Source organism: Nonomuraea sp. NPDC049480 (genome assembly GCF_044465905.1).
GTDB lineage: Bacteria > Actinomycetota > Actinomycetes > Streptosporangiales > Streptosporangiaceae > Nonomuraea.
On sequence record NZ_JBITMD010000027.1, the window covers coordinates 108,239 to 128,849 of the forward strand.

20 protein-coding genes are annotated in these 20,611 nt (G+C 71.4%); 6 read left to right on the top strand and 14 right to left on the bottom strand.

Annotated elements, in window-relative coordinates:
- Window positions 1-127: 127 nt before the first annotated feature.
- The 6 genes from ACIBX3_RS48780 to ACIBX3_RS48805 form a co-directional block, all read right to left on the bottom strand.
- Entirely contained in the window at window positions 128-823 is a 696-nt protein-coding gene (locus ACIBX3_RS48780) for an ABC transporter ATP-binding protein (RefSeq protein WP_397127545.1), read from the bottom strand.
- Complete coding sequence (locus ACIBX3_RS48785) at window positions 816-1,736, bottom strand: ABC transporter ATP-binding protein (RefSeq protein WP_397127546.1); 921 nt, start codon at window positions 1,734-1,736, stop codon at window positions 816-818. Before ACIBX3_RS48785 ends, ACIBX3_RS48780 begins: the two co-directional genes overlap by 8 nt.
- The gene (locus tag ACIBX3_RS48790) at window positions 1,733-4,303 is read right to left on the bottom strand and encodes an FtsX-like permease family protein (RefSeq protein ID WP_397127547.1); all 2,571 of its coding nucleotides are present in this window, start codon (window positions 4,301-4,303) and stop codon (window positions 1,733-1,735) included. Before ACIBX3_RS48790 ends, ACIBX3_RS48785 begins: the two co-directional genes overlap by 4 nt.
- Complete coding sequence (locus tag ACIBX3_RS48795) at window positions 4,300-7,332, bottom strand: FtsX-like permease family protein (protein ID WP_397127548.1); 3,033 nt, start codon at window positions 7,330-7,332, stop codon at window positions 4,300-4,302. The genes ACIBX3_RS48790 and ACIBX3_RS48795 overlap by 4 nt, the downstream gene beginning before the upstream one ends.
- Window positions 7,333-7,506: 174 nt before the next feature.
- Window positions 7,507-7,776: a 30S ribosomal protein S20 gene (rpsT, locus tag ACIBX3_RS48800; protein ID WP_397127549.1), complete on the bottom strand. Its 270-nt coding sequence runs from the start codon at window positions 7,774-7,776 to the stop codon at window positions 7,507-7,509.
- A gap of 133 nt (window positions 7,777-7,909) precedes the next feature.
- A complete protein-coding gene (locus ACIBX3_RS48805) occupies window positions 7,910-8,908 on the bottom strand; it encodes a hypothetical protein (protein WP_397127550.1) in 999 nt (332 codons plus the stop codon).
- A gap of 55 nt (window positions 8,909-8,963) precedes the next feature.
- Between ACIBX3_RS48805 and lepA the strand changes: the two genes are divergently transcribed.
- The gene (lepA, locus tag ACIBX3_RS48810) at window positions 8,964-10,796 is read left to right on the top strand and encodes a translation elongation factor 4 (RefSeq protein WP_397127551.1); all 1,833 of its coding nucleotides are present in this window, start codon (window positions 8,964-8,966) and stop codon (window positions 10,794-10,796) included.
- A gap of 3 nt (window positions 10,797-10,799) precedes the next feature.
- Here the strand turns inward: lepA and ACIBX3_RS48815 are convergent, their stop codons facing one another.
- Both ACIBX3_RS48815 and ACIBX3_RS48820 read right to left on the bottom strand, forming a co-directional pair.
- Window positions 10,800-11,216, bottom strand: a complete 417-nt coding sequence (locus ACIBX3_RS48815; protein WP_397127552.1) for an acyl-CoA thioesterase — start codon at window positions 11,214-11,216, stop codon at window positions 10,800-10,802.
- Complete coding sequence (locus tag ACIBX3_RS48820; RefSeq protein WP_397127553.1) at window positions 11,213-11,506, bottom strand: hypothetical protein; 294 nt, start codon at window positions 11,504-11,506, stop codon at window positions 11,213-11,215. Before ACIBX3_RS48820 ends, ACIBX3_RS48815 begins: the two co-directional genes overlap by 4 nt.
- Before the next feature lie 59 nt (window positions 11,507-11,565).
- Between ACIBX3_RS48820 and ACIBX3_RS48825 the strand changes: the two genes are divergently transcribed.
- Window positions 11,566-12,057, top strand: a complete 492-nt coding sequence (locus tag ACIBX3_RS48825) for a GNAT family N-acetyltransferase (protein ID WP_397127554.1) — start codon at window positions 11,566-11,568, stop codon at window positions 12,055-12,057.
- Window positions 12,058-12,065: 8 nt separating this feature from the next.
- Here the strand turns inward: ACIBX3_RS48825 and ACIBX3_RS48830 are convergent, their stop codons facing one another.
- Window positions 12,066-13,634, bottom strand: a complete 1,569-nt coding sequence (locus tag ACIBX3_RS48830; protein WP_397127555.1) for a DUF6297 family protein — start codon at window positions 13,632-13,634, stop codon at window positions 12,066-12,068.
- A 76-nt stretch (window positions 13,635-13,710) separates the two neighbouring features.
- Complete coding sequence (gene ccmA / locus ACIBX3_RS48835) at window positions 13,711-14,334, bottom strand: heme ABC exporter ATP-binding protein CcmA (RefSeq protein ID WP_397127556.1); 624 nt, start codon at window positions 14,332-14,334, stop codon at window positions 13,711-13,713.
- A 125-nt stretch (window positions 14,335-14,459) separates the two neighbouring features.
- On the opposite strand from ccmA, the gene ACIBX3_RS48840 reads away from it, so the two are divergent.
- Together ACIBX3_RS48840 and ACIBX3_RS48845 are read left to right on the top strand one after the other, a co-directional pair.
- Window positions 14,460-14,792, top strand: coding sequence for a hypothetical protein (locus tag ACIBX3_RS48840; protein WP_397127557.1), 333 nt, complete (start codon window positions 14,460-14,462; stop codon window positions 14,790-14,792).
- Between the two features lie 41 nt (window positions 14,793-14,833).
- Complete coding sequence (locus ACIBX3_RS48845) at window positions 14,834-15,472, top strand: MOSC domain-containing protein (RefSeq protein ID WP_397127558.1); 639 nt, start codon at window positions 14,834-14,836, stop codon at window positions 15,470-15,472.
- 27 nt (window positions 15,473-15,499) lie between these two features.
- Here ACIBX3_RS48845 and ACIBX3_RS48850 read toward each other — a convergent pair whose 3' ends face one another.
- Window positions 15,500-16,747, bottom strand: a complete 1,248-nt coding sequence (locus tag ACIBX3_RS48850) for a glycoside hydrolase family 18 protein (protein WP_397127559.1) — start codon at window positions 16,745-16,747, stop codon at window positions 15,500-15,502.
- 208 nt (window positions 16,748-16,955) lie between these two features.
- Between ACIBX3_RS48850 and hemW the strand changes: the two genes are divergently transcribed.
- Window positions 16,956-18,176, top strand: a complete 1,221-nt coding sequence (hemW, locus tag ACIBX3_RS48855) for a radical SAM family heme chaperone HemW (protein WP_397127560.1) — start codon at window positions 16,956-16,958, stop codon at window positions 18,174-18,176.
- 3 nt (window positions 18,177-18,179) lie between these two features.
- On the opposite strand, the gene ACIBX3_RS48860 is transcribed toward hemW, so the two are convergent.
- From ACIBX3_RS48860 to ACIBX3_RS48870, 3 genes are read right to left on the bottom strand one after another with little or no spacing between them, the layout of a single operon-like run.
- Window positions 18,180-18,914, bottom strand: coding sequence for a DUF4870 domain-containing protein (locus tag ACIBX3_RS48860; protein WP_397127561.1), 735 nt, complete (start codon window positions 18,912-18,914; stop codon window positions 18,180-18,182).
- Window positions 18,911-19,717 (bottom strand): DUF3097 domain-containing protein, encoded by an 807-nt coding sequence (locus tag ACIBX3_RS48865; protein WP_397127562.1) that lies wholly within the window; start codon window positions 19,715-19,717, stop codon window positions 18,911-18,913. The genes ACIBX3_RS48860 and ACIBX3_RS48865 overlap by 4 nt, the downstream gene beginning before the upstream one ends.
- Window positions 19,718-19,734: 17 nt before the next feature.
- Window positions 19,735-20,235 carry a hypothetical protein gene (locus ACIBX3_RS48870; protein WP_397127563.1) on the bottom strand — a complete coding sequence of 167 codons (501 nt, stop codon included), beginning with the start codon at window positions 20,233-20,235 and terminating at the stop codon, window positions 19,735-19,737.
- A gap of 90 nt (window positions 20,236-20,325) precedes the next feature.
- Here ACIBX3_RS48870 and ACIBX3_RS48875 point away from each other — a divergent pair, with 90 nt between their 5' ends.
- Window positions 20,326-20,583 (top strand): hypothetical protein, encoded by a 258-nt coding sequence (locus tag ACIBX3_RS48875; protein WP_397127564.1) that lies wholly within the window; start codon window positions 20,326-20,328, stop codon window positions 20,581-20,583.
- Window positions 20,584-20,611: the final 28 nt, after the last annotated feature.

Below are 20,611 nucleotides of genomic sequence, written 5' to 3' on the forward strand. Positions count from 1 at the left end.
CCGGGGTGACCGGGGTGATGGTGGCCGGGGAGTGCTGGTCGCCGCGGCTAACCTCGCTGCGATCGCCGGAGGGTCACGAGGCCACCGCGAGGCCGTGCGGTCAGGTGAGCCGTCGCCGGAGGCAGGCTCACGTTGACCGCACGGTCTCCCGCACCACGCCGTCGCTGATCTCCAGCACCCGGTCGGCCAGCGTGATCAGGCTGGGGTCGTGGGTGGCGACCAGGGCTGTGACGCCCTCGCTCCGTACGAGCGCCCGCAACAGCTCCATGATCTGCCGCCCGGTCTGCGAGTCGAGTTGCCCAGTCGGCTCGTCGGCCACCAGCAGCCGCGGCCGGTTCGCCAGCGATCTGGCGATCGCCACGCGCTGCCGCTGCCCGCCCGACAGCTCGTACGGCCGCTGGTTGGCGTGCTGCTCGAGCCCCACCAGGGCGAGCAGCACGCGGACGCGGGAATCGCGCTCGCCGGCCGGCACGCGCGCGAGCCGCATCGGCACCCCCACGTTCTCGGCGGCCGACAACACGGGGATCAGCCCGAACGACTGGAACACGAACCCCACCACGTCCCTGCGCAGCTCCAGCAGCGCCTCCTCCGCCATCGCCGTCACATCGCGCCCGGACACGGTGACCCGGCCCGCGTCCGGCCGGTCCAGGCCGCCGATCTGGTTGAGCAGCGTGGTCTTGCCGGACCCGGAGCGGCCCCTGATGGCGACCAGCTCGCCGGGGAAGACGGAGAACGACACGTCGCGCAGCGCCACGACCTCTTTTGGTCCGCTCCGGTAGACCTTCCGCAGCCCTTCGACCTCGACCAGCGGCGAATCAGTCATCTGACGGCTCCTCTCGGGCGGGCCACACGCCGATGTGGTCCGGCTCCAGCTCCAGCCGGACCCGGCGCTCCATGTGCAGGGCGTTCATGAAGTCGCGCGGGAGCTGCAGCCGCCCGACGCGGTCGAGGACGGCGTACTCCTCGGCGATGATCTGCCCCTCGGCGCCCTCGCGGCGCAGCGTCTCGCTGCTGGTACGCCCGTCGCGGATGCCCACCGTCCGGTCCACCTGCTCCGACACCAGCGGGTCGTGCGTCACGATGACCACCGTGACGCCCAGCTCCCGGTTGGCGGTGCGCACGGCGCCGAACACCAGCTCCGACGTCTCGCTGTCCAGCTCGCCGGTCGGCTCGTCGGCCAGGATGAGCTGCGGGGAGTTGGCCAGGGCGACGGCGATGGCCACACGCTGCTGCTCGCCGCCCGACATCTCGGCGACTTTCCGGTTGGCGCAGGAGGCCACGCCCAGCAGCTCCAGGAGCTCCAGGGCCCGGCCCTTCCGCGCGGCGCCGGCGAGCTTCATGGGCAGCTCGACGTTCTCCCTGGCGTTCAAGTACGGCAGCAGGTTCCTGGCCGTCTGCTGCCAGATGAACCCGACGACGGACCGGCGGTACCGCAACCGGTCCCGGGGGCTCATCGCCAGCAGGTCCATCCCCGCCACCCTGGCCACCCCGGCCGTGGGCACGTCCAGCCCGGACAGGACGTTGAGCAGCGTCGACTTGCCGGACCCCGACGCGCCGACGATGGCGACCAGCTCACCCTCGTCGATCACGAGGTCCAGGCCCTGCAGCGCGACGACCTCGACGCCTTCGGTCTTGTAGATGCGTACCAGGTTGTCGCACACGATGTGCGCGTCGCCGCCGAACGCGGCCGTCGTCTGCGCGGCCCTGGCTTCCAGCTCGGACAGGGTCGGGTTCATGAGGGATCTCCCACTCGGAGGGCGGCGCCGAGGCTGCGACGGCGTCCGATGGCGGTGTGCGCGTACGCGCCGAGCACGGCGACGACGGTCAGCCCGGCCGCCATCGCACCGGGCGTGAGCAGGTCGGGTGAGTAGTCACCGACGGGCAGGTCCCCGGCGTACGCGGACAGGTCCACGCCGGGCCCGAGCGCGGACGGCAGCCCGAGCCCCAGCCCGAGGCCCGCCAGGGCGGTGACGAGGATCATGGGCAGCACCTCGAGCACGGTCAGCCGCCGCGCCTGCCGGTCCGACAGCCCGAGCGTACGCAGGAACGACACGGCCCTGGCCCGGTCGGCGCCCCCGACAACCAGCGACAGGACGACGGCCACCAGTGCGTACAGCCCCAGCGCCACCGTCACCACGATCAGCGTGGAGCGGACCGTGCCGGTGAGCGGATCCTCCCGGATGGCGGCCAGCGCCCGCTCCTGCGAGTCCACGGTCGCCAGCGGGACCAGCCGCGCCAGCTCGGCCGGCGAGGCGTCGCCCTTGATCAGCAACGTGTTCACCTGGGGCTGGGGCAGCACGCTCAGGGGCATGACGATGAACTTCCCGCTGAAGTAGAACCCTGGGACCGAGTCGATCACTCCCTGGGTGGTCAGCTTCACCCGCGACTGCCACCCGATCTCGAACGCACCCCGCCCTCGCAACTCGGGCGAGACCAGCGCGGACGTGCCGCCGGACAGCGCCGGCAGATCGATGGGCGCGTCCGCGAAGAGTCGCCGCCACCGCGCCACGTCCACCGCGATGGCGGCGGCGGCCTCGGAGGCGTATCCGAGTTGCACCTGCCCTGTCTGCGCGACCACCACCTGCTCCACCCCGTCCATCGCGCGCACCTGCTCGACGACGGAGGCGGGGATGATCCCGCGCGACGTCACCTTGATCGGCGCGCCTACCTGCTGCCAGGACGCCAGCCGCTGCGTGCTCGCGATCCCGCTGGAGATCACCGCCGCGAACACCGACACCGCCAGCGCCGGCAGCAGGATCAGCACCGGCAGCCCGCTGGCGGAGCGCGCTCTGGCCGCCCTGGTCAACCCCAGGAACGGCACGGCGGCCCGGCCCCGCGCGGCCACCCGGACGAGCAACCGCAGCGGGTACGGGTAGCAGCGCAACGTGATGAGCGCGGCCGCGAGCGTCAGCGCGACCGGCACGAACAACAGGAACGGATCCTGGGAGAGACCGCGCGCCCGCAGCAGATACGCCCCCGCCAGCGCCATCCCCACGACCAGCACCTCCAGCGTGATCCGCCGGACGGACGGCCGGGCGGCGGCCACGTCGTCGTGCCGCTCGTGCAGCGGCGTGTGATGCGCGCGCGACACCCGTGCCCACGCGAACCCCACCGCGGTGACCACCACGACCGCCGGGCCGATGTGCACCACAGGGAGAACCGGCCCGGGCACGAGGAAGGACAGGGCGTATCCGGCCAGGGCCGCGGGCACGACGGCGAGCCCGGTCAGCGCCGCTCCGGCGCCGGCCACCTGCCGCAGCGATCCGCCCCGCGCCCGCGCCATCGCCAGCGTGTGCTCCATCCGGTCGGTCAGCAGCCGCACGCTCAGCACGATCACGCCGAGCGCGACCGCGAGCAGCCCGCTGAGCACCAGGTACATCACGGTCTCCGCGGTGGCCTTGGCCGCGCTGAAGTCGCCGAGCAGCTTGGGCAGCCCGGTGTCCAGGCGGTGCGGGGCGGTGCTCATCGCCTGGACCGCCACCAGCCGCCGCAGCTCGCCGACCGCCGCGCTGACGTCCGGAACCTCCAGCGCGTTCGCGGCCCGCCCGTTGAGGGGAAGAACCCAGCGGTACGTCAGGTTGCGGGCCTCGCCGCTGAGCGCGGTCAGTCCGGCGTCGGACATCAGCGTCGTGATGTGGAACTCGAAGTCCCCGCGCGGAATCAGCCGCTTGGTGACGTGCAGGATGTCGACGTCGTGGCTCCAGGAGCGGTCGCCCGGGTCCTTGGCCTTGAAGACACCGACGATCTTCACCGCGACGTAGTCGCTCTCGCCCAGTGTTCTGATCTGCCCGATCGGGAGGTCCATCCCGCGCACGGCCTCCTCGACGACGCCCACCTCGAACAGCGGGATCGTCTCGCCTTCATGGCGCGTCGTGGACGGCGGGCCGGGCGCCCTGCCCTGCACCCAGTCCACCCGCCGGTCGGCGTCGGACAGCCAGCCGAGGTTGATGAACTTCATCCCGCCGGTCCCGGTGACGGGCGTGCGGGAGGTCTTGGCGCTCATGTGACCCGTGGGCGCGATCAGCGGCCGCAGCGCCGCCGGGACGATCTGGCGCCAGTGACGGTCGCGGGCTTCGAACTGGGCGCGTTCGTGCAGATCCTGATCGGGTGTGTCCGGCTCCGTGGCCACCGTCAGGTCGGTGTGCACGGGGGCGGCGGCGGTCAGCGCCCGGCGCAGCGCCTCGTCGAACGACGCCTGCATCGCCCGGGGCACCCCGGCGACGAGCAGGCAGGCGACCGCCGTCAGCGCGACGAGCACGGCCAGTGTGCCCGCGTGCGCCCGGGCCAGTAGCGGGATCCTCACCGGTCCTCCACGATGTGCCCGTGCCGCAGGCGCCGTGCCAGCCCGGCGACGATCGCGAAGAGCACCCCCGCCACCAGCGCCAGCATCGCCGCCGTGGCCGCCCACGGGATGTCGAGCAGCACGCCCGGCGTGACCGCCGACGCCTGCCCGGTCAGCACGATGTGCGGCACGACCAGGGTCCCGACGGCGACGGCGAGCCCGGTGCCGGCCGCCAGCGACAGCCCGATGACGAACGCCTGCTCCGTCGCCAGGAGCCCGAACACCTGCCGGGAGCTGGTTCCCAGCGCCCGCAGGACGGCGAACTCGGCCCTCCGCTCCCGCGCCGCGACCGCCGCGTTCACCAGGAACCCGAGCGCCGCGAACCCCAGCGCCGCGGCGAACCCCAGCATGAGCGCCCCTTGCAGCCCGCTGGCCAGCGGGTCGTCGCGCAGCGTGGCGGCCAGCTCGCGCTGGTCGACCGGGGTCACGTCCCAATCGGGGTTGTTCCTGAGCGCCGCCCGTGCCGGTGCGGTGTCGGCGGCGGCGAGCCACCACTCGGTGGCGGGCCTGGGCGGCTGCGCCGCGGCCAGCTCGTGCGCCTGCAACGTCCCCCAGTCGGCGAGCATCGCCTTCTGCCCGGCGGTGGTCGTCGGCATGCTCTCCACGACGCCCACCACCTTGACCTGCAGGACCCGATGGGTGATGCTGGCCGGCCCGACCTGCCCGACGCCCAGTTTGAGCAAGGCGGCCAGGTCGGCGGTGAGCACCACGGGCAGCGGCCCGAGCTCCCGCAGCGGCGCGAACGCGACCACGCCGGGCACGTCGCCGGCGGGCCGGGGCACCGCCACGTCACGCCCGTCGGCGCTCAGCCCGCTCAGCCTCAGCCCGGCAGGCTCGCCCGCGACCAGGCCGCGCAGCGACAGCGGGTACGTGATCTTCCCGGACCGTCCGGCCAGCGACCTCAGGTCGAGATCGATCCGGTTCTCGCCCTGCCGTAACACGCCGAGCAGAAGGTCCCGCCACACGCCCAGCCCGTCGGACAGCACCAGCCGCGCCGGCACTTCGGCGCCCGCCTCGACCCGGACAGTCAGCGTGCGAGGTTGTCCGGGCAGGTCCAGTTTGCCCGCCTGGCCTCCGGCGAGGGCCCGGGACATCTCCGTGACCGACTGCGCCGACAGGTCCGGGCGCAGGTGGAACAGCTCGCCGAGCCCGGCCGCGTCGAGCCCGAGCAGCAAGGCGCTCTCGCCGCTCACCTCGGTCTGCCCGCGGAAGGCGGGGGAGGCCGTGGTGACCCCGGGCAGCGCGGTGAAGGCCGTGCCGCGTCCGAGCGGCCCCAGCTCGCCCCCGTCCGGCGGCCCCGGCAACCGCAGGTCGGCCCCGGCCCGGTGGCGGGCCTGGTCGAGCTGCGAGGCCCGCCAGGTGGCGGCGGTGGCCATGGACACGATGCCGATGGCGATCGCCATGGTCAGCAGCAGCGCGGGGCCGGCGTACCTGAGGGGCCGCCTGCTGACCTGCCAGGCTCCCAGCGCCGGGGTGAGCGTGGGCCTGCGCGAGGTCAGCCGCTCGGCCAGCCGCGACACGCGCGGCACCAGCCGCAGCCCGAACATGCCGCCCGCGAGCAGCGCCAGCGCGGGTCCGGAGATGATGAGCGGGTCGATGCCGAGCGCGCCCGCCGCCGTCGTGGTGACCGGCGCGCCGTAGTGCCGCAGCTGCCAGATCGCCAGCGCGGCCACCGCCAGCAGCGCCAGGTCCGCACCCGCCCGCTCGATGAGCCCGCGCACGCCGCCGCGGCCGCGCGCCGACTGCTCCTCCACGTACGTACGCCGCGCGCCCGCCAGGGCCGGCAGCGCGATCAGCACGGCCGAGGCCAGGGCCACCCCGAACGACACCAGGAACGTGCCGAGATCGGCCGACGGCGACAGGCGAACCCCCGAGGCCCTGATCCACGGCAACTGGTTGACCAGCGCGAGCAGCGGCGGGCCGAGGAACGGCGCGACGACCGCGCACGGCAGGGCCACCAGCAGCGCCTCGCCCCCGGCCAGTGCCGCCAGGCGGACCGTGCCCGCGCCGCGCGAGCGCAGCAGCGCCACCTCCATGCGGCGGTGTTCGGCCAGCAGCCGCGCGGTGAGCATCAGCGCGTACGCGGCCAGCAACAGCAGCTGCAGCACCGGGATCAGCATGGTGGAGCGGGCCACCAGGGACGCGGTGTCGAGCTGGGTGAGGATCTCGGGCAGGCGGCTGGCGGCCACGCAGTTCGCGCAGCCGGCCGCTTTCAGCCGCTCGTCCACCTGATCGATCGCGCCCGCCAGCGGGCGCAGCCGCTCGGGCGTCAGCGCGCTCAGGTCGGGCTCCGCCGTCCAGGTGGTCCTGACGTTGCTGGCGAAGCGCGCGACGAACGTCTCCCGCGCCACCATGAGCGGCCCGTACGTGGTGAACTCGCCGCGCTCGACGCCCCTGCTCAGCAACGGCTCGCCCGCCCAGCGCTCGCCGGCGGGGTCGTCGAGCTGGAAGACGCCGACGATGCGGACCGTGACCGGGCGCGGGTCGAGCCGGCCCTTCGTGACGAACTCCCTGCCGACCTCGAACCCGGTGGCCGAGGCCGCCGGCAGCGAGATCGCCGCCTCGACCGGCGACGCGCCGGCCTGCGGCCAGGTGCCGGAGACCAGCTCGGCGTGCCGGTCGAGCCCGTCGTGACTGCCGAACCTGAGCAGCTCGGGCAGTTCCTTGCCGTCCTGCCCCGGCATGACGTACGAGTCGGAGCGGAAGCTGGTGGTGATGGCCGGGGCCCTGGTGTAGGCGCGGGCGAGCTCGTCGCGTACCGCCCGGTCGTACCTGGGGAAGGTCTCGGCGGTGACCAGGGTGCTGATGGTGGCGGCCGTCTGGTGGTACGAGGCCGTCTCCATCGTCCTGCGGACACCGGCATCGGCGATGGAGGAGGCGTACATGGTCAGCGCGACCAGCGTGGTCGTGGCCAGCAGAATCGACCCGAACGCGGCCAGGAGGAGGAGCGGCTCGCTGAACGCCCGTTTGACGACCAACGGCCCCCGCATCCGTCCCCCTTCACCCGTTTAGTGCACCATCGGGGAGGGGCCGGACAGAGGGCAAGACGATCTAGGCAACGGTGACGGACCCGATATGCCCATGTGATATCGAAATTGTGACAAAAGCGCGCGCAAAACAAGAACGCCGCACCCCCGAGGGCGCGGCGTCTGTTCTGCCAGGCCTTACTTGGCAGCCAGCGCCGCGGCCTGCTTGGCGATCGCGGACTTGCGGTTGGCGGCCTGGTTCTTGTGGATGACGCCCTTGCTGACGGCCTTGTCCAGCTGGCGGGAGGCGGCCTTCTGCAGCGCCGCGGCCTGCGCGACGTCGCCCTGCTCGGCGGCCTCGCGGAACTTGCGGACAGCCGTCTTCAGAGAGGACTTGACCGCCTTGTTACGCAGACGAGCCTTCTCGTTCTGCTTGTTGCGCTTGATCTGGGACTTGATGTTCGCCACGAAGAAGCCTCGGTGAAGGTCAGGTGATGGATGGGGCGCGCGGGCTCGAGAGAGGGCGCGCCACACGCAGTTGAACAGATTACCAATAATCCAGGCGGCTGCCCAAATCAACGGCCCGGACGAAGAGGTGTGTCTACGAGTGTACGGCCATCCACCGGGTCATGTACTCCTGCCAGTCCTCCTCGGTGGCCGCGAAGTCCACGTAGAGCGCCAGGCCGTAGCGTTCCCGGCGGCCGTGCTCGGACAGGGCCAGCCGGGCGCCCTCGGCGGCCATCGCGACGCTCTCGGCCGCGTCGAGCCAGGGCAGTCCGTGGTCGTGGTAGGCCGGGGCGCCGATGAGCAGGTGCTTCTCCTCGGGGACCAGGTCCAGGGCGAGCTCGGCCTGCCTGGCCACATAGCCGCCGTAGAGGGACTGCGCGGGCGTGCCCGAGTCGTAGGTCATGATGGCGACCTGGTCGACGCGGCTCACGACCTGCGTGAAGTAGCCCTCCGACCAGTATTTGTCGTGGCCCAGGATCGCCCTGGTCGCCAGGCGCATGCCCGCGTACGGCTCGATCTGCGGGACCGAGGTGGACAGGAGCTTCGTGTGCTGCCTGGTCCGTTCCAGCAGCTCCAGGAACTCCGTGTCGCCGTCGCCGATGGGCTCGAAGTTGTAGTGGATGCCGTCGTAGCCCTGCTTCGCGATGGCGGCGACGCCGGCCAGGACGTTGTCGCGCGACTTGGGGTCGTCGAGGTCGAGGCCGTTCTTGACCGCCTGGCCGAGCCAGGCGGAGACGCGGACGGCGGGGAGGTGCTTATGCATCCATTTCACGAAATTTCCGGCGTTGGGGTATTTGGCGGGGTCTAAGCTGCCGTCCCACTCGAAAGGGCCGGAGTGGACGTACACGTCCTTGACGCCCGTGGTGCGCAGCCGCACGGCCAGCTGCTCGACGTCGCGCTCCGCGCGGCGGCCGTCCACCCACATGTGGCCCAGCCACAGGGCGTCGTTGCCGGTGCTCTTCGCCCAGGCCTCCGGGGCACCGGTAAACTGGACACGGAGCGCGGCGGCGAGGAGGCCGGCCAGCGCCACCACGATGACCAAGGCAAGCGCGAGCAGGCGCAGGCCGCGGCGGATGACGGTTCGGGCTATCACCCGGGCATGTCACCATGAAAGACGCTTGACCTCAACCCTGTCGAAACGGACTTCGGTGCGCACTCAGCCTGGCCAGACCGACCCCGCGTTGATCCGCAACTTCTGCATCATCGCGCACATCGACCATGGCAAGTCGACCCTTGCCGACCGGATGCTGCAGATCACCGGCGTGGTCGACGACCGCTCCATGCGCGCGCAATACCTCGACAGGATGGACATCGAGCGCGAGCGCGGCATCACGATCAAGTCGCAGGCCGTCCGGCTGCCGTGGGACGGTCACGTACTCAACATGATCGACACTCCCGGGCACGTCGACTTCACCTACGAGGTGTCCCGGTCGCTGCAGGCGTGCGAGGGCGCGGTCCTGCTGGTCGACGCGGCCCAGGGCATCGAGGCGCAGACGCTGGCCAACCTCTACCTGGCCATGAACGCCGACCTGCACATCATCCCGGTCCTCAACAAGATCGACCTGCCCGCGGCGCAGCCGGAGAAGTTCGCCGAGGAGCTGGCCGGACTGATCGGCTGCGACCCCTCCGACGTGCTCAGGGTGTCGGGCAAGACCGGCGCGGGTGTGCGCGAGCTGCTCGACCACGTGGTCCAGACGGTCCCCGCGCCGATCGGCAACGCCGACACGGCCGCCCGGGCGCTGATCTTCGACTCGGTCTACGACACCTACCGCGGCGTGGTGACGTACGTCCGGGTCATCGACGGGCACCTGGGCAAGCGTGAGCGCATCCTCATGATGTCCACCATGGCCACCCACGAGACGCTGGAGATCGGCGTCATCTCGCCCGAGCCCAAGGTCTCCGACCTCGGCCTCGGCGTCGGCGAGGTGGGCTACCTCATCACCGGCGTGAAGGACGTGCGCCAGTCGCGCGTGGGTGACACGGTCACCTCGGCGACCAAGCCCGCCCGCGAGATGCTGGCCGGCTACGAGCACCCGAAGCCCATGGTCTTCTCCGGGCTCTATCCGATCGACGGCGACCAATACCCCGAGCTGCGCGAGGCGCTCGACAAGCTCCAGCTCAACGACGCCGCGCTCGTCTACGAGCCGGAGACGTCGGCCGCGCTCGGCTTCGGCTTCCGCGTCGGCTTCCTCGGGCTGCTCCACATGGAGATCGTGCGCGAGCGGCTGGAGCGGGAGTTCGGGCTGTCGCTGATCTCGACGGCGCCCAACGTCGTCTACCGCGTCGTCATGGAGGACGGCAAGGAGCTCACGGTCACCAACCCGTCGGAGTTCCCGACCGGCGGCAAGATCGCGCAGGTCTTCGAGCCGGTCACCAAGTCCACGATCCTGGCCCCGTCCGAGTTCATCGGCGCGATCATGGAGATCTGCCAGGGGCGGCGCGGCCAGCTGCTCGGCATGGACTACCTGTCGGAGGACCGGGTCGAGATCCGCTACACGCTGCCGCTCGGCGAGATCATCTTCGACTTCTTCGACCAGCTCAAGTCGCGCACCCGGGGCTACGCCTCGCTCGACTACGAGCCGGCGGGGGAGCAGGAGGCCGAACTGGTCAAGGTCGACATCCTGCTGCAGGGCGAGCCCGTGGACGCGTTCAGCGCGATCGTCCACAAGGACAAGGCGTACACATACGGTGTCGACATGGCGAAGAAGCTGCGCGAGCTGATCCCGCGGCAGCAGTTCGAGGTGCCGATCCAGGCCGCCATCGGCGCCAGGGTCATCGCCCGCGAGAACATCCGTGCCATCCGCAAGGACGTCCTGGCCAAGTGCTACGGCGGTGACATCTCCCGTAAGCGCAAGCTGCTGGAGAAGCAGAAGGAAGGCAAGAAGCGGATGAAGATGGTCGGCCGCGTCGAGGTGCCCCAGGAGGCCTTCGTCGCCGCGCTGTCCACCGACTCCAGCGGCGCGGACAAGGCCAAGAAGTAACGGTCAGAGGCCCAGTACGTCCGGCGTGCGCGCCAGCGAGCGCCAGCGTGCCATGGGGTCGTCGAGCAGCCGGCGGGCGCGCAGGTCCATCAGCCCGCCGACGCCCGTCATCTCGGCCGCCAATGCGCCGTCCGCGCGCCTGAACTCCTGCCTGACCAGGAACGTCTTTCCCTCGCCCCACTCGAACGCGCAGGTCACGTCGACCTCGTCGCCGCCGCGCAGCTCCCGGTGGTAGCGGATCGTGTTCTCCAGCGTCACGGGACCGACGCCGTCGCTCAGCAGGTCGTCGACCGAGATGCCGGCGGCCCGCAGGCACTCCCAGCGGGCGTGGTCGCCGTACTGGTGGTAGACGGCGCCGTTGACGTGGCCCTGCGTGTCGAGCTCGTAGCCGCGTACGGCGATGCGTACCGAGAAGGTCATGATCGCTCCTCCAGCCAGGCGTGCGATTTGGCGGTGAGGTAACGCAGTCCGTCGTCGCCGATCTCCACCCAGTCGCCGCGCGCCCATCCACCCGTGGTCTGAGGCGCGAACCCGTGCCGCTGGAACAGCTCTGACGCCTCCTTCTGGGTGAGCCCCCGCCGCCCCCACTCGTGGATGACGCGCGCCGTCCGCTCGTCCTCGCCCGCCTCCTGCTCGCCGAGCGCGCCCGCCAGCTCCTCCAGTCCGCGCGCGATGAGCCTCAGCGCCGCCTGGATCTTCGATACGTCCACCTCGTCGCCTAATCGATCGGTAGCGATTGCCTATCGATCGTAACGGCTACTCTGAAAGCATGGAAGTGGTGCAAACGGCTCGGATGTTGCTGTCACGGGTCACAGCAGATGACCTGCCGGCCGTGCACGAGATTCACTCCGATCCGCGTACGAGCGTGTACAACCCCGCAGGTCCTTCCCCCGACCTGGAGTCCAGCCGGGCCATGCTGGATCTGTGGCTGGCCGACTGGGACGAGCGCGGGCTCGGCTACTGGGCGGCGCGGCTCCTGGGGGAGCCGGAGGTGATCGGCATCGGCGGCCTGCGCCGCGCCGTCGTCGACGGGGACGAGGTGCTGAATCTCTATTACCGATTCCGGCCGTCGGCGTGGGGTCACGGGTACGCGCTGGAGCTGGCCGAGGCGGCGCTGCGGCTCGGCGAAGGGCTCGGGAGGGTGGTCGCGGTGATCCGCGACATCAATGCGCCGTCTCGCAGGGTGGCGGAGCGTGCGGGCATGCGCAAGGACCGCACGATCCCGTACGGGGGAGTGCCCAGCGACGTGTACGTCGCCTGAGACGGCACTCAGCTCGCGCTTCTCTTCCCCGCCCGCCACACATAACCCGCCAGCACCGCCACGCCCGTCACGGCCTGAGCCGCCAGGAACACGCCGATCCCCGCCGGCGAACACACCAGCGCGACCGCGGCCGGCAGGCATCCGACCACGGCCAGATCCGGCCCCGTGGCCGCCCACAGCACCGGTCCGAGCGGGATCGCGCCGCCGGGCGTGTCGATGACGGGAAGCGAGTGGTCGACCGGACCCCGCCGGGCCATCCGAAGCGCGGCGGCGGCCAGGGCGGGCGCGACCAGCAGCCCGAACAACCACCACACCTCGGAACCTGCTCCGACCCCGGCGGCGACCGGCACTCCGGTCCCTGGCTCGGCTACGGAACTCCCCCCGGCCGCAGCGGCTCCGGTGGCCGCCAGAGTCAGGCCGGCCAGCGCCGTCGTCGCCCATGCGCCGCTGAGGAGGGCGGGCAGGAGCGAGCGGGCCGCCAGTGCGGGGCGATGGCCCACGCCGAGCAGCCTGGCCAGGGCCGGGTTGTCGCTGTCGCGGCGGGCGCCCGACGCGCTCGCAGCCGCCACGACCAGGCCGCCCGCCAGCACGGCGGCCCCGAGTGCCACCGGAGGGCCGCCTGCCTGCGCCAGGACGGCGGGCGACGCGGCGGTCGCGAACATGGTCGCCAGCCGCCCCGGCCTGCGGGCCAGGCGGCGCCAGTCCTGCCAGGCCAGCGCGAAGGGCGCCGGCAGCGACGGCCATCGACGGGAGGTGAGCTTCCTGGCCCGCCAGTGGTTGTCCTCGGCGATCCAGGTGAGCGCCCCGGGATCGACGCCGACGGCCGCGCTCGTCACGTGTCCCGCCCGGGTGGAGGTCGCCAGGATGTCACGGGCGGGGATCTTGTGGAGCGATGCCCACGCCTGCCGTACCAGTAAGGCCGAGACCACGGCGGCGCCGGAGGCGACGGCGGTCACCGCCGTCAGGGGCGCGCTCGCGGCGATGGCCAGCACCGTACGGGCCTGCCCGCTCACGGCCATCACCGCCAGCACCAGCAGCGCGACCGTCGCGGCGGTCAGCCAGACCTGCCATGACTGAGAAGCCTGCCCGAGCACGGCCAGCGCCATCGCGCCCACGGTCGCCGAGACCCCCAGCGCCAGCGCGCCGAGCAACCGCCACACGAGCTGGTCGGGCGCGCCGAGCACCGCCAGCACCCCCAGTCCGAGCACCGCCCCCGCCACCACCGCGACCAGGAGGAGCGCCCGTCCGGTACGTCCGAGCAGGTGCCGCCGATTCAGTGGCGACAACAGCAGCCAGGACGCGTCGGGCCCCGGCAACAGCACGGGTCCCGCCGCCCGGGCCGCCGCCAGGAACCCGGCCATCGCCAGCGCGACCAGCGCCGCCCCCGCGCCCATCCGCGCCGGGTCGGCGGGCCCTGCCAGCCCCGCCAGCACGTCGGAGAGCGGAGCGCCGAACACGGCGAGGAACATCGCGACGCAGAAACCGGTCACGTAGCGGTCGAGCCCGGTGGATCGGGTGCGGCTGTGCGAGCGCACGAAAGCCCGCACCGAACGCACGCTGACTTCGGACCCCGTCACGCCCTCACCCCGATCGGCGGTTGCAGTCCACTCGCTCGTGCCGCACCCCGACCGGCGGGGGGCGCCGTTGACGCGGTCATGCGGTCACGCCCGACGGTGAGACCTGGCGGGCGCGGGTGGCGAGGCCTGGGTCGTGGGTGGCCATGACCACGGTGCCGCCCTCGTCGGCGTAGGCGCCGAGCAGGTCGCCCAGGCGGCCGCGGAAGCCGGCGTCCAGGCCGCGTTCCGGCTCGTCGAGCAGGAGCAGCGTGCTGGGCCTGAGGAGTGCGGCGGCCAGCGAGAGGCGTTGGCGCTGGCCGGTCGACAGGTTCAGCGGTGGCGCGTCGGCCCGCTCCAGCAGGGCGAACACCTCCAGCGCGGCCTCGACCGTCATACGAGCCCGGTGGTGCACCGCCGCCATCAGTTCCAGGTGCTCGCGTGCGGTCAGCCCCGGATACCAGGCCGGTTCGTCGCCCAGCAGCGCCACCCGGCGCCAGAAGGGACCGTCGTCGGCGGGCGGCTTCCCGAACACCCGCACCTTGCCGGCGGCTGCGGGCTGAAGCCCCGCCAGGCAGCGCAGCAGGGTCGACTTGCCGGATCCGTTGGGCCCGACCACGGCCACGATCTCACCCCTGGTCACGGTCAGGCGCATCTCCCGGAGCACGGGGTTGCCGCCGAGCTCGACCGTGAGGTCCTCCACACTGATGATCGAATCGTGCACTGTCCGAGCCTAACGACTCATCCCGCGGCCCGCGTTGTCCGGCGGGATCCCCGTGGACGCAAGGGATTCTGTCGGTGGCACCGTCTACCTTCTATTCCCGAACACCTGTGCGACTGGAGGGTGACGTGATTGCTTCTGAGCGATTCGAGCGTGCCGCGGTGCTGGGGGTGGCTGTGGCCGAGGAGGCCAGGCGGCTGCTGCGGCGCCATCTGGACGCGGCGGGTGAGGAGGGGGACGACGGCACCGTGCTGGTCGACGTGCCCTATCCGGACGCCGCGGTCGTCACCGCGCTGCTGGACGTGGCGGCGGAGTGTTTCGGCGAGCAGGGCGACTCGGTGGAGGAGGCCCGGCAGGCGGCGCTGGAGACGTTGTTGCAGCTGGCCGGGTTCGACGACGAGTCGCAGCTCAACTCCGGTGGGACGAGCCCGGGGATCTCCGCCTGGGATCATGACCGATAAAGGAGTCGATGGTCGAAGCATCGCTCGGTTACCGTCCAGATATGCGAATTCTCTCCGTAAATGTGGGCAAAACGGTCGACGCTGAGTGGGCCGGGAAGATGGGGCGTACGGCGATCGACAAGCAGGCCGTCGCACTTCGCGTGGAGGTGCGCCCCAACGGGCTGGCCGGGGACGAGCGGGCCGACAAGGAAAACCACGGCGCACCCGACCACGCCGTCTACTCCTACGCGCGCGAGGACTACGACTGGTGGCAGGCGGAGCTCGGGCGGGAGCTGCGTGACGGGCGATTCGGAGAAAACCTCACCACCTCCGGCCTCGACGTCAACGGGGCCGTGATCGGCGAGCGGTGGCGGGTGGGCAGCGCGGTGCTGGAGGTCACCGGGCCCCGGACGCCGTGCGTGGTGTTCCGCAACTGGATGGACGAGCCCGGCTGGGTCAAGCGGTTCACCCATGCGGCGCGTCCCGGGGCCTACCTGAGGGTGGTCGAGCTCAGCGAGCTGGGTGCCGGCGACGAAGTGGAGATCGTCTCGCGGCCCGAGATCGGGGTGACGGTGGCCGACTGGTTCCGGGCCCGTCACGGGGACAGGGGCGCGCTACGCCGCATCCTGGCTGTTCCCGGACATGACAGCCAATGGGATGACATGGCCGAGAAGGTCCTCAGCGAGAGGGCGGCCGGGTAGGGGCAGGTTCCACCCGGCCGCCGGTCCTCAGCGCAGGACGGAGTACAACGCCGACGTGAGGGAGGCGCGTGCGTCGTCCTGGTCGATCGACCACATCATCGAGCCGCCCAGCCCCTTGAGCCGGATGTACGCCGCCTTCTGCCGCAGCATCGCCGGGTCGTCATACGACCAGAACTCGTTCCCGTCGTAGAGCCACATCGCCCCGGTGCGCAGGTCCCGGTAGCGCTTGCCGGGCTTGCTCACCAGGTCCTTGTAGTCCTCTGAGCCCGGCGCCCACTTCCCGGGGGCGGGCCCGGTGGCGGGCTTGTAGACGCCGTCGCCGCCTCCGGTGACGCCGGTCCAGCCCTGCCCGTACGCGGGCACCCCGACCACGATCTTGCGTCCGGGCGCCCCGCGCGACAGGTAGTCGCGGACGGTCTGGTCGACGCTGTACCTCACCGGGTTCGGGTCGCGCCGGTCGGTGAACAGATTGCCGTTGTGCCCGGTCTGCGGCTCCCAGGGGCCGTGCAGGTCGTACCCCTGGATCGTGGCGAAGTCGAGCGCTCTGAACACGCGCCGCACCTCGAACCCGGCGTCGATCTTGGCGGCCGCGGCCGGCAGGAAGGCCGTCAACTGGGCCGAGCCCGAGAACGCCGTCAGCTGTTCCCGCAGTTCCTCGACGAACAGCGTGAAGTTCCGCTTGTCCTCGGGCCTGATGACGTTCCCGTCGGCCCCGGACGAGCCCGGCCACTCCCAGTCCAGGTCGATGCCGTCGAACACGCCGGCCCCGGCGCCCGGCTCGAGCCCCGGCAGGTTGCCGCGCAGCCACAGGTCGACGCAGGACTGCGCCAGCTTGGCCCGCGACTCGGCGGTGAGGACGGCGTCGGAGAAGTGCTTGGACCCGGTCCAGCCGCCCAGCGAGATCAGCGCCTTGAGTCCCGGGTGCTTGGCCTTGAGCTTGCGCAACTGGTTGAGGTTGCCGTTCAGGGCCTGGCCCGGCGCGTCGGCCACGCCGTCCACGCTCTGCTCGGCCGGCACCGGCCGCTGCCAGTCCGCCCACGGGTCGGCCGAGTAGCACGTGCCCTCGGCGTTGACGAACCCGAACGCGTAGTTGAGGTGGGTGAGCTTGGCCGCGGCGCCCGTGACGTCCACGTCCTTGACGTGGTAGTCGCGGCCGTAGATGCCCCACTGGATGAAGTACGCGACCCGCTTGAAACCGGTGTTGGCCTCGGCCGGCACGGAGAACGCCGTGAAGCCGAGCAGGAGCGAGAGTGTGACCAGGATCTTTCTCTTCACGAGCGTCTCCGAGAAGCCTCAACTTTTAGGAAACTTTCCTAAAAGTTGAGGCCGATCGTAGAGCCCTCACACCATGGCGTCAACGAGCCGGTTCAGTACGCCTGCCATGCGTTTCCCCCTTCGATCACTGATCGGTGAGACAGCAGTGGACGCCAGGCGTCCTGCCGCCGGCTCGGAGCACTCTTGGAGGCCCGGCAGACTGGAATACGTGCCATCCACCCTGCCTGACGGCGACCCCGTGCCCACCTCGGGCGAACTGCCCGAGAGCGCCCTGAGCGGCCTCGGGGAGCGTCCGTTCGGCTTCTACGTCCATGTGCCGTTCTGCGTGACCCGCTGCGGTTACTGCGACTTCAACACCTACACCGCCGGCGAGCTGGGCCCCGGCGCCTCGCACCGGGACTACGCGGACACGGTCGTCGAGGAGATCCGCCTGGCGCGGCGCGTCCTCGGCGACGCCGACCTGCCGGTGGAGACGGTGTTCTTCGGCGGCGGCACGCCCACCCTGCTTCCACCGGAGGACCTGGCCAGGATCCTGGCCGCGATCGACTCCGAGTTCGGGCTGCGGCCGGAGGCCGAGGTCACCACGGAGGCCAACCCGGAGTCCGTGGACCCCTCTTCCCTGGAGAAGCTCCGCCACGGCGGGTTCAACCGGATCAGCTTCGGCATGCAGAGCGCCCGCGAGCATGTGCTCCAGGTCCTCGATCGCAAGCACACGCCGGGACGGCCCGCGGCGGCCGTGCGCGAGGCCAGGCAGGCCGGGTTCGACCACGTCAATCTGGATCTGATCTACAGCACGCCCGGCGAGTCCGACGACGACTGGCGGGCCTCGCTGGCCGCGGCGATCGAGGCCGGGCCCGACCACGTGTCGGCGTACTCACTGATCATCGAGGAAGGCACCAGGCTGGCCGCCAGGATCAGGCGCGGCGAGCTGCCGATGCCCGACGACGACGTGGCCGCCGACCGCTACCTGATCGCCGACCGGATGCTGGCAGAGGCCGGTTTCCGCTGGTACGAGGTGTCCAACTGGGCCGTGTCCGACGCGGCGCGGTGCCGCCACAACCTGCTCTACTGGACCGGCGGCGACTGGTGGGCGGCCGGTCCGGGGGCCCACAGCCACGTCGGCGGCACGCGCTGGTGGAACGTCAAGCACCCGGCCGCGTACGCCCAGCGTTTGGCCGCGCATTCCTCGCCCGCGCACGCCCGCGAGGTGCTCGGCGAGGACGACCGCGCCGCCGAACGGCTGATGCTGGAGCTGCGGCTGGTCTCCGGCTACCCGCTGGCCGAGGTGGCGCCCGGGGCGCGGACGGCTGTGGCGAGCGCGCTGGCGCGCGGCCTGCTGGAGCCCGAGCCGTTCAGGTCCGGGCTGATGGTGCTCACGTTGCGGGGCCGGTTGCTCGCCGACGCCCTTGTGAGGGATCTCCTGGTCTAGGTTCTAGGTGATCATGCGGATGGAGATCGGATAGCGGTAGTTCTGGCCCTTGTTCGCCGCCATCGCGGCCTGGATGTGGAAGATCAGGGACACGATCCAGATGATCGGCAGGAGCAGGGCGCCGATGAAGATGATCATCAGGATGCCGGAGACGATGTAGCCGATGAACATCGTGATCTGGAAGTTCAGCGCCTCGGCCGACTGGTCCCTGACATACGGGGACTCGTCCTTCTTCATCAGGTAGATGACCAGCGGGCCCACCCAGGAGACGAGCAGGCCGAGCAGGTGCGACAGCATGGCCATCGTGGTGTCGTCGGTGCCCGGGCGGGGGCCGTACCGGCCGGGGATGTACGGCTCGCGCGGTCCTGGCGGGTAACCGTGGCCGGGCGGCTGTGGCCCGGGACCGTAACCGGGCTGGGGCGCGTAGCCGCCGGATTGCGGCTGGCCGTAGCCCTGCGGCGGCTGGCCGTAGCCGTAGTCCGGCTGGGACCCGGGTTGCTGGCCGTAACCGTAGCCCGGCTGCGGCCCGGGCTGCTGGCCGTAGCCGTAGTCCGGCTGGGATCCCGGTTGCTGCCCGTAGCCGTAGCCGGGCTGAGACGGCGGCTGCTGCCCATAGCCGGGCTGCTGGCCGTAGCCGGGTTGCTGAGGGCCGGAGCCCTGGCGCGGCGGGATGTCCGACGGCGGTACGTACCGGGTCGCGTCGTCGTCCGGCGGCGGTTGCGGCGGGTCCTGGCTCATGATGCCTCCGTTACGAAGTCGATCAGTTCCTCGACCCGGCCGAGCAACTCCGGCTCCAGGTCTGTGTAGGTCGAGACGGCGCCGAGGATGCGTCGCCACGCGTCCGCGGGCTCCACGCGCCAGCCCAGGGCGGCGATCACGCCTTCCTTCCACGGCACCCCGCGCGGCACGTCGGGCCAGGCCTGGATGCGCAGCACGGAAGGCTTGACCGCCTGCCAGATGTCGACGAACGGATGCCCCACCACGAGCACGTCCGGCGAGGTGATCTCGGCGGCGATCCTGCTCTCCTTGGAGCCGGGAACGAGATGGTCGACCAGCACCCCGAGCCGTCGCCCCGGTTCGGGCCCGAACTCGGCGACGATGGCCGGCAGATCGTCCACGCCCTCCAGGTATTCGACCACGACCCCCTCGACCCGCAGGTCATGGCCCCAGATCTTCTCCACGAGGGCGGCGTCGTGCACGCCCTCCACGTAGATCCGGCTCTCCCTGGCCACTCTCGCCCGCAGCCCTTCCACGGCGATGGAGCCCGACGCGCTGCGCCTGGGCCCCGCCGGGGCGGCCGTGGGGCGAACCAGGGTCACGGGCCCGCCCTCCAGCAGGAACGCGGCCGGCGCCAGCGGGAACAGCCGCCGCTTGCCGAACCGGTCCTCGAGCGTGACGGCCTCCTTGTCGCAGGCCACCACCGCCCCGCAGAAGCCGCTGTCGGCGTCCTCCACGACGAGGCCCGGCTCGGCGGGCACCTTCGGAATCTTGCCCTTGCCCGGCCGCCGCCAATTACCCGCCAGCACATCGCCCTCGTACACACGGGGACCGTAGCAAATCACCCGCCGACCGCAAGGCGCTTCCTGGCGGAGCCACGGCGCATCAGGATGACGACGGTGCCGGCGATCCCGACGAGGAGCCCGGCGCCGGGGATCAGGAACAGCGCGGCCGTCCCGCCGACGAGCCCGCCCGCGGCGGAGGTCAGGGGCTTGCCCACGCCGTACCGCACGGTGGCCGTCTCCTGGTTGGTGCAGGTCAGCTGGTAGGCGCCCTTGGCCGGCACGTTGATCACGAGGATCTGCTCCCACACCACGCTGCCGACCGTGAGGGTCTGGGAGCCCGCGGTCTTGGCCAGCTTGGCCTGGCCGGAGCCGCCGGAGATCTGGCACTCGTAGGTGACCGGTGTGTCGTTGGCGATGTACACGGCAGGCTTGTCCGCCGGGTCGACGGTCAACGTGATGCTCTCGCCCGGCGCGAACGTCTTCTTGGGGGCCAGCTCGGACACGCTGTTGACCAACCCGCCGACGAAGATGACGACGCCGGCGATCCCGCACACCACGGCCACACCCCAGGCGAGCGCGATCCACCACAGACTAGGTTTTATGGCTTTGGAATCGATCCTTGGGGGGAACTGAGGCGGTTGGCCGTATTGTCCGTACTGAGGTGGTGGGCCATAGGACTGTGGCGGGCCGTACGGCGGCGGCGCGCCGTGGCCGGGCTGGGAGCCGGGTTGCGGACCGTAGCCGGGCTGGGAGCCGGGTTGCGTACCGTAACCCGGCTGGGAGCCGGGCTGTGTGCCATAGCCGGGCTGGGAACCGGGTTGCGGACCGTAGCCGGGCTGAGGAGGCTGTGGTTGGCCGTGGTAGGGGCCCTGTCCGGGTGGCGGGCCGTACGGCGAGGGCTGTGAAGCGTCCGACATGTCCGCAAGTGTGAAG

Excerpts from the sequence above, each read along its gene's own strand:
- ACIBX3_RS48780 (WP_397127545.1), bottom strand. The coding sequence starts at position 823 with ATGACTGATTCGCCGCTGGTCGAGGTCGAAGGGCTGCGGAAGGTCTAC.
- ACIBX3_RS48785 (WP_397127546.1), bottom strand. The coding sequence starts at position 1,736 with ATGAACCCGACCCTGTCCGAGCTGGAAGCCAGGGCCGCGCAGACGACG.
- ACIBX3_RS48795 (WP_397127548.1), bottom strand. The coding sequence starts at position 7,332 with ATGCGGGGGCCGTTGGTCGTCAAACGGGCGTTCAGCGAGCCGCTCCTC.
- ACIBX3_RS48815 (WP_397127552.1), bottom strand. The coding sequence starts at position 11,216 with ATGACCTTCTCGGTACGCATCGCCGTACGCGGCTACGAGCTCGACACG.
- ACIBX3_RS48825 (WP_397127554.1), top strand. The coding sequence starts at position 11,566 with ATGGAAGTGGTGCAAACGGCTCGGATGTTGCTGTCACGGGTCACAGCA.
- ACIBX3_RS48845 (WP_397127558.1), top strand. The coding sequence starts at position 14,834 with ATGCGAATTCTCTCCGTAAATGTGGGCAAAACGGTCGACGCTGAGTGG.
- ACIBX3_RS48860 (WP_397127561.1), bottom strand. The coding sequence starts at position 18,914 with ATGAGCCAGGACCCGCCGCAACCGCCGCCGGACGACGACGCGACCCGG.